The organism is Candidatus Saccharibacteria bacterium oral taxon 488, from assembly GCA_013100805.1.
Lineage (GTDB): Bacteria > Patescibacteriota > Saccharimonadia > Saccharimonadales > Saccharimonadaceae > Nanosynbacter.
Window position 1 is genome coordinate 210696 of the sequence record CP040000.1, and the last position, 15920, is coordinate 226615.

Sequence of the window (15920 nt, forward strand, 5' to 3'; positions counted from 1 at the left end):
CCGTGTCTGATGTTTTATTATTGGCGATGGCGGTAGTGTTGCTGGTGCTGTCGGGGTCGTTTTCAGGTCTTAATATTGGATTAATGATGGCGCGGCCGGATGATCTGCGGCGTAAGGCCCGGCACGGTGATGTAATCGCTGCACGAGTATACCGCTACCGCAAGGACGGCTACTATCTGATCTTTTGCATCTTGCTGGGTAACGTTGGCGTCAATACGGCGATGTCGATTTTGCTGGGTAATATGACGAACGGCGTGATTGGCGGGTTGATCGCCACGCTGCTGATCACTATGTTTGGTGAGATTTTGCCGCAAGCGATTTTTACGCAACGTGGCTACCGTTTTGTGCGGCATTTCTTTTGGTTGCTGGACGTGATTTATGTGGTATTTTGGCCGCTGGCCCGGCCGATGTCCAAGCTACTGAACCGCTGGCTAGGCAAGGAAACGCCGCAGCTGTATTCACATCAGGAGCTGGAGCAGATCATTCACGAGCATGCTGAGCGGTCGGATAGTCCGGTCGATTACGATGAAAGCCGGATCGCCGCGGGTGCGCTGCAATTTAGTAAAAAGACAGCTGGCGATTTGGTAACGCCGATGAGTGAAGTATTTACCGTGGAGTTGGATGATGAGCTGGACGCGACGCTGCTGGCCCAGATCAAACACGCTGGACATTCGCGGATCCCAGTGCGGGCTGATGGGCGGCTGGCGGGGATTTTATATGTCAAGGATGTGGCGGGGCGCGAGCTACCACTGCCAATCAGTCAATTGTACCGCGATAAGATTCATGACATTGACGCGCGGTCGCGGCTGGACACGGTGCTCAGCCGATTTATCCAAACCCGCAATCACTTGTTTGTGGTGATGGATGATGAAACTGAGCTAGGGATTATCACGTTGGAGGACGTGATTGAGGAGATTTTGGACCAGGAAATTGAGGATGAATACGACGAGGAATAGGGTAGGTAATCTCTCGGCTTGCTGTAAAATAAAAATAAAAATCGAAGAATTCTAAGGGGTAGGTTGCTATTCAGGTTGTAAAATAATCAAAATAGCTTGACATTTAACAGTACCTTGTATAACATAGTACTATGTACAATAAAACTATAAGGAGTAAGGCATGAGAAGAATCGATATCATTAAGCGGGCGGGGCGGAATCTTCGCCAGTCGAAAGGTCGGACGATTTTGACATCATTGGCAATTTCCGTCGGGGCGTTTACGATTGGGCTGGCGCTGATGGCTGGCGAGGGTGGCCGTTTGTATACCAATAGCATAGTCGATGCGGCTGGCGACAAGAAAGTGATTATGGTTGGTAAAAAAATTGAAGCCGAAAAGAAGGATCAATTGCCAGAGTATGGCAGTTCGGCAGAAGAGGCTGACAAGAATAAAGCATCGGCGGCGCGTAGCAAATATTTGCTCAATGACAAGGATTTGGAGAAGATCCGACGAACACCGCACGTAAAAACGGTAACACCGGCGTATTCGACTGATGGTGTGGCGTATGCTAAGAGTTCAGCGAGTGATAAAAAATTTGCACTGACGGTGGGTGTTAAAATGGATAGGACTCGGGCGGAATTGGCAGCAGGAACTCTGGAGGATTTTATGCCAAAGCCGGGCGAGATTATTATCCCGAATGATTATGTGAAGCAGTTAGGCTTTAAGGATGCGCAGTCAGCGATTGGACAGACAATAACCTTGGGTGTGCGTAGCGCAGCGCGGGGCGGCAATGTCGCCAAAGAGGTATCATTCAAGATCGCGGCGGTGGACAAAAAATCAGACACCATTTTGTTTTATGAACCAATGCTAAGAATTTCGACAGCTGATGCTAAAGCTATTTACGAATTCAGCCATAATAAGAGTCAGCCGCATCAGTATTCAACGGCGATTGCTTTGGTGGATGACGAGAAGAATATTGATGTTGCTAAAGACGAAATCAATAAAGATTACAGCGCGTATTCGATTCAGGATATTCGAAAAACATTGCTGACAATGGTCAATGTGGCTCAAGCGGCACTGGCGTCATTTGGTGGATTGGCATTGCTGGCCAGTGTATTCGGGATTATTAACACCATGTACATTTCGGTGCTGGAGCGAACTAGTCAAATTGGCTTGATGAAAGCGCTGGGGATGCGTGGCCGCGATATTGGCAAGTTATTCCGCTACGAGGCAGCGTGGGTTGGTTTGCTGGGCGGCTTGATTGGTGTTGGGCTGGCGAGTTTGGTGACGCTGCTGAATCCAGTGATTACCAGTGTCTTAAAATTAGGTGCCGGGACGAACCTACTGGTCATCAATCCGTTGCAAATTGGACTGTTGGTCTTTGGACTAGTAGTGATGGCGGTAATTTCTGGCTGGCTGCCGAGCCGCAAAGCAACAAAGCTAGACCCAATTGAAGCATTAAGGACGGAATAGGAGAATTATCATGATTGAACTAAAAAATGTAACAAAAGTTTACGGCAAAAAGAAGAATCAATTTATGGCGCTGAAAAATGTTAGTTTGCACATCCCAACAGGAGCTAGTGTAGCCATTTTAGGTAAATCTGGCTCAGGAAAATCGACGCTGATGCACGCCATTTCAGGATTGGATAAGCCGCAAAAAGGCCAAGTTATCATTGACGGGCAAGATATTTTGCAGTTGAAGTCAAAGTATGTCGATGAGTTTCGTGCTAAAAAAATTGGCTTTATCTTCCAGAGTTTCTTCGTACAGGGCAATGAGAGTGTGATTGACAATGTTAGTCTGCCGCTGGAAATTGCGCGGGTGCCGCGGAAGAAACGAGCACATAAAATCAACGCGGCGCTCAAGGCGGTGGACTTGTATGATAAGCGCAAGAACCGTGCTAAGGATTTATCGGGCGGACAAAAACAGCGTTTGGCGATTGCCCGGGCGATTGTCGGCGATCCGCAAATTATCTTTGCTGACGAGCCGACCGGCAACTTGGACAGCGAAACGGGCGCCAAAGTGGAAGAATTGTTGTTTGATTATAATAAGCAAAAAGGTGTGACGCTGATTGTGGTGACACACGACGCTGATTTGGCGAAAAAATGCGATCATCAAATCATCATCAAAGACGGTCGCGTCGAGAAATCAACTGTACCAGGAGGGATAAAACATGGACGCTAGTGCTTACGCGGAAAGCTTAGCGATTCAGCTGCGCAAAGGCTTTTTGGTCTACTGTGTGCTGCTGGTGTGCGCCAAACAACCGCAATATACCGGCGACATCGTGAAGCAATTGAGCGAGTCGGAGCTGATGGTGGTTGAGGGGACAATTTATCCGCTGCTGAGCCGCTTGCAGAAATATGGCTATCTCAAGCACGAATGGCAAGAGAGCGAGCAGGGTCCGCCGCGCAAATATTATTCACTCACTGACGTGGGCGCGCAGCTGGTCGATGAATTGAAAAATCGTATCAAAATGTTGAATACCTCGCTAAAAGATCTTGAGAAAGGAGCAAAGCGATGAAAGAAATAACCAGAATCCATTTGGCAAAAACGCCGTTCAGCGTGGAAGTTGATGCCAAAAAATCATTGGAAAAGTATCTGAATTTAATCCAGAAAAACATGCATGCCGAGCCAGAAGCTATGCGAGAAATCGAAGCGCGAATGGTGGAGCTTTTGGCGGAGCGCGGCGTGTCGAAGGACGGCGTGATCAGTCATGACGACGTCCTGGCCGTGCAGAAACAAATGGGCGAACCGCGCGATTTTTCGGATGATGACGAGGCGGTGGAGACCGATGACGAGCCCGAGCGTTCAGAGCGTTCGGAGCGACGGCTGATGCGTGATACGGAGCATGCGCTGATTGGTGGCGTGTGTGCGGGCATTGCTGCCTATTGGGGAACCAATCCTTTGTGGATACGATTATTGTTCATTTTTTCGCCATTTATTACCTTTGGTGCAGCGGTACTGATTTATATTGTGATGTGGCTGTCAGTTCCAGAGGCGCGGACTGCCTCTGATAAGCTCCAGATGCGTGGCAAGGCGGTAACGTTTGATTCGCTGAAGCGTCAGGCCAGTCGGAATGAGCCATCCGTAGGGCGGAATAGTAACACGGGTCATACGGCAGCAAAAGTATTTCGATTTATTCTTGGTGTTGGTATTCTCATGGTAACGCTGGGGCTGTTGGTGGCGCTGATCGTGGGGGCGGTCAGTGGCATCGCGGTGATTGGTTTGCTTGATGGATTCTATGCACAGCCGTGGGCGTGGGGTCTGTGGGCATCCTTACTCGTTGGTGGCGTGGCGGCGGTATGGCTGGGCGCGATATTGAGCCACAGCGCTTTCACGTGGACATTAAAGCGGCTATCGGTGGTTATGACGGTGGTGGCGCTAGTTGTGGGAGCACTATCGGTTTCGGGAATGACGCTGTTTGGTGTAGGTATGGCGAATGAGCTAGCACGTGACGAGGAGCGCTTGACAAAAGTCGTGCCGGTTGAATTGCCAAGTGATATGAAGGGCGTGAAATATATCCACGTCGAGGGTGAGAATGCGTCGTTACATTTTGGGGATACGACCCGAGGTGATATCAAGGTTGAACTGCGCTATATAGACCTCAAGGGCAAGCGCCAGCAGCCAAAAGTGTCGGCGGTGCGTGACGGTGATAAGCTCGTGCTCAGAGTTGAAAACCAGCGTAGTCGCTGTCGTACAACGTGGTTTGGCTTTTCGCCAGAGCTTGATGTCAACTGCTTCGGGTTTGTGCGATTGCACGTGTCTGGGCCGCTGTCGCCATCGCCCGCACCACAATCAAGCAACGCATAGTGAACGCGGAGGTTGGCGAATGCTTACTGAGCTGCTACACTGAAGGGATGAGAAGGAGCTATTAAGTAGTGGCGTGGTGGCAGGCGATCATCCTCGGCATCATTGAAGGCGTGACGGAATTTCTGCCGGTTTCTTCGACGGGACATTTGACGATCGTCGAGAAATTGATGGGGATGAGAATTGACGATCCGAGTCTGACGGCGTTCACGGCAGTAATTCAGATCGGCGCGATCTTGGCAGCTATCATCTATTTTTGGAGCGATATTTGGCGGGTGCTAAGCGCGTGGTGGCGCGGGCTGTGGTGGAAGCGGGCGCGGCGACAGTTTGATTATGTGTATGGCTGGGCGATTATCATTGGTTCGGTGCCGATCGCAGTGATTGGACTGCTTTTTAAGGATCAGGTCGAGACGGTACTGCGTAGTTTGTGGTTTGTGGCGGTGGCGCTGATCGGCTGGAGCCTGGTGATGTGGTGGGCTGATAAGCGTTCAGAAAAAACCAATCATCGCAGTGAGCAACAAACAACGTGGCGAGATACGCTGGCGATTGGCGTGGGGCAGTGCCTGGCCTTGATACCGGGTATTAGCCGGTCGGGAGCAACGATCTCGGTGGGGCTGCTGCGGGGATTTGACCGAGTGACGGTGACGAAGTTGAGCTTTTTCCTCGGTATCCCGGCGCTGGTGGCGGCGGGGCTGCTGGAGATGCTGACTGCCTCAAAGCACATTGCTGGCGGCGTTGGCTGGGCAGCGACGGGACTTGCGACCATCGTGTCGTTTGTGGTCGGCTACATTGCGATATCATGGCTACTCAAGTTTGTGGCGCGGAATGACTTCTCGTTATTTATTTGGTATCGAGTCGGGCTGGGCGGTCTGATCATTGTTTTGCTGATGAGCGGCGCGATCAGTGCGGTTTAGTTCGTCGTTAAAAGCGTATGGTCACTGGGGCGAGTGTAGCGATTTTAGGCAAATCTGGTTCGGGCAAGTCGACGCTGATGCACACCATCTCGGGACTGGGGATAAGCCTGAGCAAGGCGAAGTGTTGGTTGATGGCGAGGGAGTGACTGGCCCGTACTACTTAATTGTGGCTGACCTGTCGTAATTACCCGCGATTTTTGATAAAAATTATGGCTTTTAGAATGTGCTCATGCTATAATCACGGTAAATAGGCGTATAGCAAGATCAAATAGGGGATATAATACAATATGAACGAGCGCTCAGACAAGACATATGCGAGTCGTAAACTGGTAATATGTTTGTTTATCGTCACGATACTAATCATTCTACTGCTGTGGTGGTGGCCATGGGGCGGCGGCAATCGCTTTTACAAGGGGGTTCGTCCAGATTAGATTAGCCTGCGCCAAAGCAATGGCAAGGTGCAGTGGCAGTTTATGGATGGTGATTGGCAAGATATCGTCTCTCTTTCTGAGTTGCGGGGTGAAAAAGGTGACAAGGGCGAGAAAGGCGACAAGGGTGACACTGGTGAGGCCGGAGCTGCTGGTAAAGACGGTAAAAACGGTGTGAACACAGGGCAGCGTGGAGCCAATGGCCGTGATGGGGCGAATGGTAAAAACGGTGCGACCGGGCCAAAAGGTGACACCGGCGCGACCGGTGCTCAGGGTCCAGCTGGTCCACGGGGCCAAAAGGGTGACAAGGGTGAGAAGGGTGATGCCAACGGTGTCGTCGGTCCGGCTGGCCCACAGGGTCCCAAAGGCGACAAAGGTGACACTGGCCAACAGGGTCAAAAAGGTGATAAGGGCGACAAAGGTGATACTGGCGCCAAGGGAGATAAAGGAGACGCCGGCGCTAAGGGTGATAAGGGCGAGAAGGGCGATGCCGGCCAACAGGGTGCTAAAGGTGATACTGGAGCGACGGGCGCCCAAGGCCAAAAGGGCGATGCCGGTAATGATGGACGAGAGATTGAGCTACAGAAAACTGCACTATATATACAGTGGCGCTACAGAGGCGATGCCACTTGGCATAACCTCATCGCATTGTCTGATCTAAAGGGCCCGAAGGGTGACAAAGGTGATACCGGTCCACAGGGTGCAACGGGTGCCCAGGGCGCACAAGGTGCTCAGGGGCCTGCCGGTGCCCAAGGCCAAAAGGGTGAAACTGGCCCTGCCGGCCCGCAAGGCCCAGCTGGTCCCCAAGGCCAAAAAGGTGAGAAAGGTGAAAAAGGTAATGATGGCCCACAAGGTCCTGCAGGTCCTCAGGGAGCCAAAGGTGATACCGGTCCAGTCGGTCCCGCCGGCCCGCAAGGACTCAAAGGCGCTAAAGGTGATACTGGAGCGACAGGCGCTCAAGGTCAAAAAGGCGACAAGGGCGACACCGGCCCAGTAGGTCCTCAGGGCCTGCCCGGCCCCCAGGGTATACCAGGTGTTAAGGGGGATAAAGGTGACACTGGTCCAGCGGGGCCACAGGGTCTTCAGGGTGCTAAGGGTGACAAAGGCGAGCCAGGGGCTAAGGGTGAAACTGGCCCTGCCGGCCCACAAGGGGCCAAGGGAGATGCCGGTGCACCTGGAGCTAAAGGTCCGAAGGGCGACGCTGGTCCCCAAGGACAAAAAGGTGATAAAGGTGAAAAGGGTGAAGCTGGTGCAAATGCAACAGTCAATGTGACAAATAGTACTCAGCCATGTTCGACCAAGCTCAACGTTACGGGCAATGGTACGCCAAATATTGGGCTGACGTTTACCGGATCAAACATTCCAGCCGGTGGGTCAATTGGTCAGGTATTGATGAAAAAATCAGCAGCAGATTGTGATGTTGCGTGGAGAAGTTTGCCGCAAGAAACGATGTTTGCTGGCTCGATCGGTGTCGGTAATGGTAACATCACGGCGGTGAATGTTAATGCTGACACTTATACAGCCATTCCGATGACAACGATCACCACGAATACCGGCGGTGGCACCTGGGATCCAGTGAATCACACGTATACCATTCCAAGTGACGGTGTATATTTCATCCGTTCCAGTATTCGTACCGTTGACAACTCGCCAGTGCGTAATATTTACCAAATTGTTAATGATGTGAACGGTGATCGTCCAGAGGGCACGTGGTCATCTAACCAAGCTGGTGTCCGTCGTTCGACGCTGCCATATTCACGGATGATGCGGGCCACGGCTGGCACCAAACTAAAGTTGATCGTCGTATCAGACCTCCAGAGCGTGCAGCTCAGCGATGCAAGCCTGACAATTACCAAGCTTTCAAACTAGTGAAGTTAGCGAGATAAATTATCGTATATCTGCTACAATGATACCATGTTAGATATTCGCTTTATTCGAGATAACGCCGAGGCAGTGCAGACTGCGGCGAAACACAAGGGGTGTGACGTGTCTATTGCGACATTGTTGCAATTAGACGACGAGCGTCGTGAGGCGCAGCGGCAGGTTGATGAGTTGCGCCAGCAGCGTAATGAGATTGCTGCGCAGATGAAGGGCGGCAAGCCCGAGCCGGGTCTGATCGAGCAAGGCAAGGCGATCAAGGTCAAGCTGAGCGGGCTCGAGGCTCGGCTGGGCGAGGTCGAAGAGCGCTACATGGCGCTACTCAAACAAGTCCCCAATATGCCGCACGCCGACGTGCCAGTTGGTCTCAGCGAGGACGAGAATGTGGAAGTCAAGGTCGTCGGCGACATTCCAACCTTTGATTTTGCGCCGAAAAATCACTACGAAATTGCCGAGGCAAAAGGCTGGCTCGACAAAGAGCGCGCCGCCAAGGTTGCTGGCGCTCGCTTTGCTTATGTCATGGGGGATTTGGTGTTGTTGCAGCAGGCGATTATCCAGTTTGTGATCACATCTCTCACGAACCCAGCGGTGATCAAAGAGATTGCCGAAAAGGCTGGCCTTGATGTCAACACAAAACCATTCATCCCAGTACTGCCGCCATTGATGATCCGGACTGAGCCGTATGACCAGATGGATCGCCTCCAGCCGAGTGATGATCGCTACAAAATCGAAGGCGAGGAATTATGGCTCCAGGGAAGTGCTGAGCATGTACTCGGTAGTATGCATGCGGGTGAGATTTTTGATGCGAAACAGTTGCCGCTACGATACTTGGGCTTTGCGACCAGTTTCCGAAAAGAAGCGGGGACGTACGGCAAGGATATGGAGGGTCTGATTCGGATGCATCAGTTTGATAAGCTGGAGATGGAGAGTTTCACCGAGGCAAAGGATAGTTATAACGAGCACCTGCTATTTATTGCCATCCAAGAGTGGTTGTTAGCCCAGCTGAAGTTGCCATACCACGTGCTGATGAAATGCACCGCTGATATCGGTAAGCCAAATGCGCGCGGTGTTGACATGGAAGTCTGGCTACCGGGTCAGGGCAAGTACCGCGAGACGCATACCGCTGACTACATGACGGATTATCAGGCACGCCGCTTGATGACGCGGGTACGTACGGATAACGGGGTTGAATTGATCCACACGAATGATGCGACGGCCTTTGCGCTGGGGCGCTGCATGGTGGCGATTATCGAAAATTGCCAGACCGCAGAGGGTGATGTCGTGATACCAGAAGCACTTCGTCCGTATATGAATGGCCGCGAGATGATATAATGGAGTCTAGGAGGGTATATGGCACTGACGAACGATGACAAGCAATGGATCAAGAGCGCGATCGCTGATGGCGTGGTTGAGGCGTTGGAAGCCGTTGTCTTGCCGCGATTTGACGAGCATGACAAGCGGTTTGACAGGATCGAGGCCAGGCTTGATTCGGTTGAAGAGGACGTCTCCGGACTGAAAGAGGACGTCTCTGGACTGAAAGAGGACGTCTCTGGATTGAAAGAGGACGTCTCTGGATTGAAAGATGATGCCTCTAGCCTGAAAAGCGAGATGTGTGAAGTTAAAAGCCGACTCAATGGGGTTGAAAACGAGATGCGCGAGGTCAAAGAGCGGCTCGGTCGAGTTGAAGGTGAGCTGCAGGCACTGACAAACGACATTAAAGAGATATACGATGTTATTTACGGTAAGCCGAACAAATCGTTTATGAGCGCCAGCTTTGCCAAAATGTCGTCGAAAGAAAAGCTGCTCGTTATTAACGAAGAATTACTAAAAATGGCGAAGGACGCGGGTGTTGTTTTGCCGCGCTAGCACGTGATAAGAGGAGGAATTATGATCAAAGATATTACCATTACTGGCGTCAAATACGAATTGACAGATACCACAAAGAAATACGTTGGGCGCAAAATCGGTGCGCTGGGCAAGTACTTACCGCGACATGCCCGCAAGAGCGCGACCGCTGATGTAAAGATCAAGCAGATTGATAATCCTGGCGGCAACAAGTACGAGGTTGAAGTAATTATTAATGTACCAGACAAGAAAATCACCGCCAAAGATTCGACAATGAACGTACTGGCGGCAGTCGATATCGTTGAGGCGAAGCTGAACGGGCAGCTACGCAAATACAAGGATGATGTGTTGGCGCACGTTGGCAGCAGCCGCGGCGTACTGGCACGGTTCAAGCGCGGTTTCCAGCGCGAGCAGTAGGGGTGCTGACTAGCCAATCGGGGAGCGAATACCAACCCCTCTGTCTCTGTGATAGGTTTTTACCCACCTAATATATATTAGACCGTAGTGTACGTTTGAGTGAATAGATAGGATTTGAGTAGCATCTGGGTCGGGCTGCTGACACAGCGAATAGTAGTTCTCATCGGTTGGCTTATCACCAGCTAGTATAGTGGTAAGTTTATCAGTTAAACCTTCAGCCAGAGTCTGGTGTTCTATGGGAGGAGTTTGCTCTTGGCTCTGTTGGTAGGAAATGAAGGTGCGATTTGGTCGTTTTCTGCCAGAAAGGAGGCGAAGAGTCCACTTTATATTTGGGTGACTTTTATCTTGGTGAGTCGGCAACCTGTTTAATGCTGGGGTTGTTGTTGAGGTCGGTACTTGATCTGAGCTATGCCAAGCACTATCTTTAATACTCAGATCAATATGTAATCCATGGTCATGCTTTCTAATTTGTAGGGGGTTGTTTGGTATATTCGTATCACTAGTCATTTTTCGAGCGATGGCCAGCCAGCTTTGCTTGCCGAGGCTGTAGGGCGCCAAAACAACGTGCGGGGCGACACCTTCTCCCTGCTCCATGAGCGCAAATTGTTCGGCTAGGTATTGAAGGTTAACACCGACAGACACCATTTGTTCTGGTGTTGGCGCTGAAAGACCGATGTAGCCAACCAAACGCTCGGATAGAGTAAAAGCTTTTTCAAAAGCTCGCTGTGTTTCTGGATTGGGTATCGTATCAAGACTATTAAACCCGGTTTTATTTTTCTCTCTAGCTTCTCTCACATCAGCATTGAGGGTGTTTAGGAGCGCTGCAGAACCAAAACCCTGACTGGTATTGAGAGACTGGGCCTTTTGTTCTTCCTGAGCTCTCTGCCAAGCATTATTCGCCGCGGCTCGAATTTCTGGTGATAGTAGATTGAGATTAGCCATATGTTATTCTTTTTATGTTTGAATCGTTGTTTCTATAAATGATTGTAACACATTTGGCAGGTCTTTAGGGTCGTTGATAAGTTTGGCATTCGGAGCGTACAGTTGTTCAGCGGCGTCTGAGCCAATGGATACGCCGTATACTACGGTGTTTTGGTCACGGCGAAGCTGGCTGATGGCTGCTTGGGTGGCGCCGGGGTTGTTACTTTGACCGTCGGTCACGACAATGATAATTCGCTGACGATCTTGACTGTGGGGTAAATCAGCAATCTCCTGGAGGGCTAAATAATCTGCCGTACCGCCAGCACTGGCTGCAGTTATGGCTGTATATGCGTCAAGCCGTTGTTTATCATTCAGGCTGCTGCCAAGCGGCTTATGGCAGGTTGCGTCATAGCCAAATGTATACAGTGAGGTGCGTACCGACAGGTCGGACAGATCAATATTTTGTTGCTCTTCCAGTCGTCGAACATCACGCTCCATGCTGGCGAGTCCCTCCAGCATGATGACGGCGCAACTGGCGGCAGCCTGTGCTGGCTTGCCCTTCATGGAACCAGAGCAGTCGAATACAAAGAAATAGTCGGTCTTGCAGTTCAGTTCCGCCCGCCCGCGGACGGTTTCATAGCGTTGAAATGCTTCTGGAGTGACGCTACTTTTAATGTCAATGATGGTTTGTGCTAGGCGGTTAGGATCAAGAATGTCGCCATCCTGGTGAGCGCGGCGACTGAGACCGCGGCGGGTAGCAACGGCTTCATTCAAGACTGAGCGAAAAACTTGGCGCATCTGATCAATCTGCCTATGTAGCCGCTTGACCTCGTTATCGTAATGCTGCTTTTTGTGTAGTGAATGTCCAGTTTGCTCTTGATAGCGGCGGTTGGCCGCTATCTGACGGGCGCGTTCTCGCTGTTCGGGTGTCATGGTTTCGTGGCGTTTTTCTTGAGCAGCTTTGTCAATGGTGTTATGGATTTTTTCGTGTTCTTCGGGGCTGAATGGCTCGGGATGCTTGTTGTCAAAATAATCGGCGTAGGCATCTACGAATGGATTGCCGTCTTGTTTTTGTGATGGGTCAGTATCTTGCTGTTCGGTGGTGTTGCTGTTAGTCTGCTGGTTGTTGTTTTGCTGTTGGGCGTCCTTTGCCTCTTGCTCGTCCAGCTGTATGAGCTTTTCATATTTCGGCCAAATCTGCGTAAGCCAATAGTCAAAACGGTCGCTGCCAGAAAGTTTTTTACCATTAGAACCCCTTGCGCCAGGATCGGTCAGGAACGAGATAAGGTCAAACTGCCCATCCTGAAAGTTGCGCAGCTGGTCTATGGCTTCATCGACCTCCTGGCGAACAGGCGTTTCGCTACCTGGTATCATCTCCTGGCGGATAATTTTGTAGAGAAATTGCAGGTGCATTGGTATGTTGGTGTAATCAACTATCTTGCCGTCTTGCTCCGTCGGAAATAGGCGATTATCATAAAGGTCCGCACCGACCTCTCGCATGGCGGGTAGCATGTTCATAATCTGTTTGTTGCCATGGATATCGGTCAGGATATTATTGAAGATGCTCCTTGCTTGCTGCTCCTGGGGGTCTTTGCCACTCATGATGAATGCATGTTGCCGCGCCGCGAATACGGGATCACGTTTGATATCGCGCACATGTGACATTAGTTCATGCAGGATGGCAAAAACACAGTGATTGGCTGAATAGCCTTTTTCGATAAAGAATAACGGATCGATGGTAACCAAGCTAGTTTCAGGATACGTAGCCCAGCCTTTACCAACCACAGCTCGTACCTCTAGACCAGTCAACCGGCAGATTGCTGGTTTTTGATCTAGTAGAAACTTTTCAGCATCATCAAGGGCAACTCGGAATTCCTTGACCAATGCTTCTTGCTCGGGTGTCAATTCCGGTGGCTCTATATCACTTGCTGGTATCTGTAGTGTTTCAGTCATTTTTCTTTACAAACCTTATGCTCATAGTATATAATACGAACTATATAATTAAAATACCAACATGCTCTATGAAAACAGTTGAATCAAAACCTGTCATGACTGAAACCGAATTACGGCTTGAGCCTCGCGTTTCAGAAAGTTATTATTCTCCAGACATGGATGATCGAACGGTGGATGGTGTTGTGGAGCTGATGACTGGCTTGCAGGAAAGTATGCAGGCGGTTAGGGCTGATTGGCGGACAGCAGCCATAGGAGATCGGCAGCTCTTGGAGCGACTGGCGGCGCCACATATTGCGCGTATCAATGAGTCGAGGCGCCGGACGGATTTGGAGGAGCCGGATATAGACGTCAGTGAAATTAGTGAGAACTTTTTGCTGGGTCTGGCGGAGCCAAATTGGGAAGAACATATGCCGCGCGACACAAGCAAAGAGGAGCTGCAGCGCTGGGAAAGCTTTAAGGATGAACACCCTGATGTAGCCGACAATCTGGAAGAATGGTATATGTACCACGCCAAATTGCATGAGCTACGCAAAGACGCTGTGCTCATGAAGGAATTTGACAAGGAATATCGCGGCGAACAGATGGCGGCGACTCGCGCGGCGGCTGAGTTTTTGCGCGCCCAAAGCAGAAAACAGCATATTAGCGAGCAGATGGCAAACTTGCGCAGTAGAGCGGCGAAAACAGGCCGTTCTTTAACGGCGGCCGAAAGGCAGGAAATAGCTGCATGGCAAAAGCAGTTGTCTGAGGTCGATGAAAATATTGATATTCCACCAAATAGTAGCAGGGAGCAGTTTTTGGAGGAAGTGGCTCGTTTACAAGTCCGTGAGTGGAAGCGACAGCTAGATAGTGGCTTACTGATGACCGAGCAGATGCAGACAATTATTGACGAAACGCTGCCGGCTATGATGCGGGGTGAGCCAACGTTGTTCGTCGGTGAGACGGGCGGTGCCAAAACTGCCATGGCGGAGTATATGGTGCAGACGTATTTTGGGGTTGAACCTGAGTTCGTCAGTGCATATGGTGACGTCAATAGTTATCAGTTGATGGGCAAGCAAGAGCTACGCGAGGAAAATGGTGCGAGTGTCAGCGAGTTTGTGCCAGGGCCGATCATTCGGGCTATGGAACAGGGCACACCACTCATCCTTGACGAAATTAATGCCATGCCGCCAGAGCTGTTGAAGCGTTTGAACAAAATCATGCAGCTGCGCCCAGGCGATAGATTTACGGTACAGGAAGATTCTGGGCGGATCGTGGAAGTTCATCCGGGTTTCTGTGTCATTGCCACGGCTAATGAGAAATCCAAACGCTACAAGGGCGTGGATGATTTGAGCGTTGAGTTCCAAAATCGGTTTGGGGCGAATATCAATCGCGTACGTTACCCTGACCATGACAAGGGCTATGACGAATATCCGCGTGAGAATGCTCAGCTGGCCATGGCGGCTGTGGCGACGCAGCGAGGCGAACTGCCGCCAGACATTGACGAAGGGGATTTCGAGAATTTCGTGAGGGCAGCTCGGTTGAGTCAACAGATATTTAGCGGTACTAATGGCGAAGGCTACGATCAGTTCATCGATACGGAGACAATGGTGGATAATCGTCCTGGCTTGGAGGAAACGGTGTTGGCGCCGCGCACCATGGTGGACATTTTACGAAAAGTTGCCGGCAGTTATGGAGTGGTGTCGCTGAAGCGGGCGTGCCAAACATTTCTGGATGGCATCAAGAACCAGAATGACCGTAAGGTGATGCATCATATCCTTGAGTATCATGATTTGCTGCCAGAGGAAATGCTAAGAAAGAGGCCGGGGTTGGCAGAAGATGACTATAGACAGAGAAGAGCTGATTAGCTTTTTAGTTAGGGTAAGTATATGAGTATGGCTGAAATTCTCCCACCGGAAATTTTCACCGCTGCTGGGAACGCTTGGGATAAAGCCCATGAGAGACATATCCATACGAGTAAGGATGTCGGTTCTGCGGCGATCTCCGCGCTTGATGCTACTGTTAGGGAGGTCAAGAATGGCTTTGGCGCGCTGGAAGTCATAACGAACCCAGAGATTAAAGAGCTATTTAAGCGAGACCTCGAGGATTATAAGACGATTTTTGCCGAAGCCGATATTAATATGCCGTCGCCAAATCAGCTGGCGCAGGGTGGTATTGATTTTGGGCATTTGGCAGAATTGAAAGAGCAATTATCAGATTATGACTTAGTGGTAACGCCGTTGACATTACCGTTAGGTGCAACGTGTCAATTTGTTTCTAAGGCGTATGAGCCCAAACCTAATATTAAGTCGACAAGATATGCCCGTCGACTATTCGTAGATGACGAAGTCGCTGATAACTGGGAGGGTATAATGAAAGGTACGATGAACAACTGGCAGCTGCCAGTTGTAGGAGATAATAAATGGACAGCTTTTATGCTGTTTAATCGTGAACAGCCACAGGATCAGGGTCTATCCTATAATCAGACAAAACGACTCAAGGCGATAGTACCGGTAGTTGGTTATGCTGCCTATCAAATGCATCGCGTTCGTCAAGGTATGCCGCCGGTAGATACCGGAGGTGTCAGTTCATGGGTAGCCAGTGAGTTTAGTATCAATTATTACGCCTGCGCTTTGCACATTGGCTGGAATAATCCAGACTCTGACAGGCTGATGGCGATCCGTGGATGTGGCACCTCGCTAAAGATGGAGGATGTGGGCTCGCGGGCTATGGCGGCGTGATCGCATAGTTGAGTGTTGTATGGGCGAGCCTTGATTAACTCCACATCTAAATACTCTTTAATTTTCCAACCCTGCACGGTATAATATATACAGTTTTTGAAAATGCCTG

General features: G+C 50.5%; 14 protein-coding genes and 1 pseudogene. 13 read left to right on the plus strand and 2 right to left on the minus strand.

Annotation, left to right across the window (positions count from 1 at the left end; genetic code table 11):
- Nucleotides 1–2 precede the first annotated feature (2 nt).
- The 11 genes and pseudogenes from FBF27_01070 to raiA all read left to right on the plus strand — a co-directional run bounded on the left by FBF27_01070 (nucleotide 3) and on the right by raiA (nucleotide 10220).
- Entirely contained in the window at nucleotides 3–956 is a 954-nt protein-coding gene (locus tag FBF27_01070) for a DUF21 domain-containing protein (protein QJU09011.1), read from the plus strand.
- A gap of 160 nt (nucleotides 957–1116) precedes the next feature.
- Nucleotides 1117–2406 (plus strand): ABC transporter permease, encoded by a 1290-nt coding sequence (locus tag FBF27_01075; GenBank protein ID QJU09012.1) that lies wholly within the window; start codon nucleotides 1117–1119, stop codon nucleotides 2404–2406.
- 10 nt (nucleotides 2407–2416) lie between these two features.
- Entirely contained in the window at nucleotides 2417–3115 is a 699-nt protein-coding gene (locus tag FBF27_01080; protein QJU09013.1) for an ABC transporter ATP-binding protein, read from the plus strand.
- On the plus strand, nucleotides 3105–3452 hold the full coding sequence (locus FBF27_01085) for a PadR family transcriptional regulator (GenBank protein ID QJU09014.1): 348 nt from the start codon (nucleotides 3105–3107) through the stop codon (nucleotides 3450–3452). Before FBF27_01080 ends, FBF27_01085 begins: the two co-directional genes overlap by 11 nt.
- Complete coding sequence (locus FBF27_01090; GenBank protein ID QJU09015.1) at nucleotides 3449–4741, plus strand: PspC domain-containing protein; 1293 nt, start codon at nucleotides 3449–3451, stop codon at nucleotides 4739–4741. Before FBF27_01085 ends, FBF27_01090 begins: the two co-directional genes overlap by 4 nt.
- A 68-nt stretch (nucleotides 4742–4809) precedes the next feature.
- Nucleotides 4810–5652, plus strand: coding sequence for an undecaprenyl-diphosphate phosphatase (locus FBF27_01095; GenBank protein ID QJU09016.1), 843 nt, complete (start codon nucleotides 4810–4812; stop codon nucleotides 5650–5652).
- Nucleotides 5653–5669: 17 nt separating this feature from the next.
- Nucleotides 5670–5836 (plus strand): annotated as a pseudogene (locus tag FBF27_01100) (ATP-binding cassette domain-containing protein).
- Nucleotides 5837–6125: 289 nt separating this feature from the next.
- Nucleotides 6126–7949: an exosporium protein gene (locus tag FBF27_01105; GenBank protein QJU09017.1), complete on the plus strand. Its 1824-nt coding sequence runs from the start codon at nucleotides 6126–6128 to the stop codon at nucleotides 7947–7949.
- Nucleotides 7950–7994: 45 nt separating this feature from the next.
- Nucleotides 7995–9290 (plus strand): serine--tRNA ligase, encoded by a 1296-nt coding sequence (serS, locus tag FBF27_01110; protein ID QJU09018.1) that lies wholly within the window; start codon nucleotides 7995–7997, stop codon nucleotides 9288–9290.
- A gap of 18 nt (nucleotides 9291–9308) precedes the next feature.
- Nucleotides 9309–9824, plus strand: a complete 516-nt coding sequence (locus FBF27_01115; GenBank protein QJU09019.1) for a hypothetical protein — start codon at nucleotides 9309–9311, stop codon at nucleotides 9822–9824.
- 21 nt (nucleotides 9825–9845) lie between these two features.
- Entirely contained in the window at nucleotides 9846–10220 is a 375-nt protein-coding gene (gene raiA / locus FBF27_01120; GenBank protein ID QJU09020.1) for a ribosome-associated translation inhibitor RaiA, read from the plus strand.
- Nucleotides 10221–10229: 9 nt separating this feature from the next.
- Here the strand turns inward: raiA and FBF27_01125 are convergent, their stop codons facing one another.
- Nucleotides 10230–11162, minus strand: a complete 933-nt coding sequence (locus tag FBF27_01125) for a hypothetical protein (GenBank protein ID QJU09021.1) — start codon at nucleotides 11160–11162, stop codon at nucleotides 10230–10232.
- A gap of 12 nt (nucleotides 11163–11174) precedes the next feature.
- Complete coding sequence (locus tag FBF27_01130) at nucleotides 11175–13094, minus strand: VWA domain-containing protein (GenBank protein QJU09022.1); 1920 nt, start codon at nucleotides 13092–13094, stop codon at nucleotides 11175–11177.
- Here FBF27_01130 and FBF27_01135 point away from each other — a divergent pair.
- Nucleotides 13025–14938: a hypothetical protein gene (locus tag FBF27_01135; GenBank protein ID QJU09023.1), complete on the plus strand. Its 1914-nt coding sequence runs from the start codon at nucleotides 13025–13027 to the stop codon at nucleotides 14936–14938. The genes FBF27_01130 and FBF27_01135 overlap by 70 nt on opposite strands.
- Nucleotides 14939–14965: 27 nt before the next feature.
- The gene (locus tag FBF27_01140) at nucleotides 14966–15811 is read left to right on the plus strand and encodes a hypothetical protein (protein ID QJU09024.1); all 846 of its coding nucleotides are present in this window, start codon (nucleotides 14966–14968) and stop codon (nucleotides 15809–15811) included.
- Nucleotides 15812–15920 lie beyond the last annotated feature (109 nt).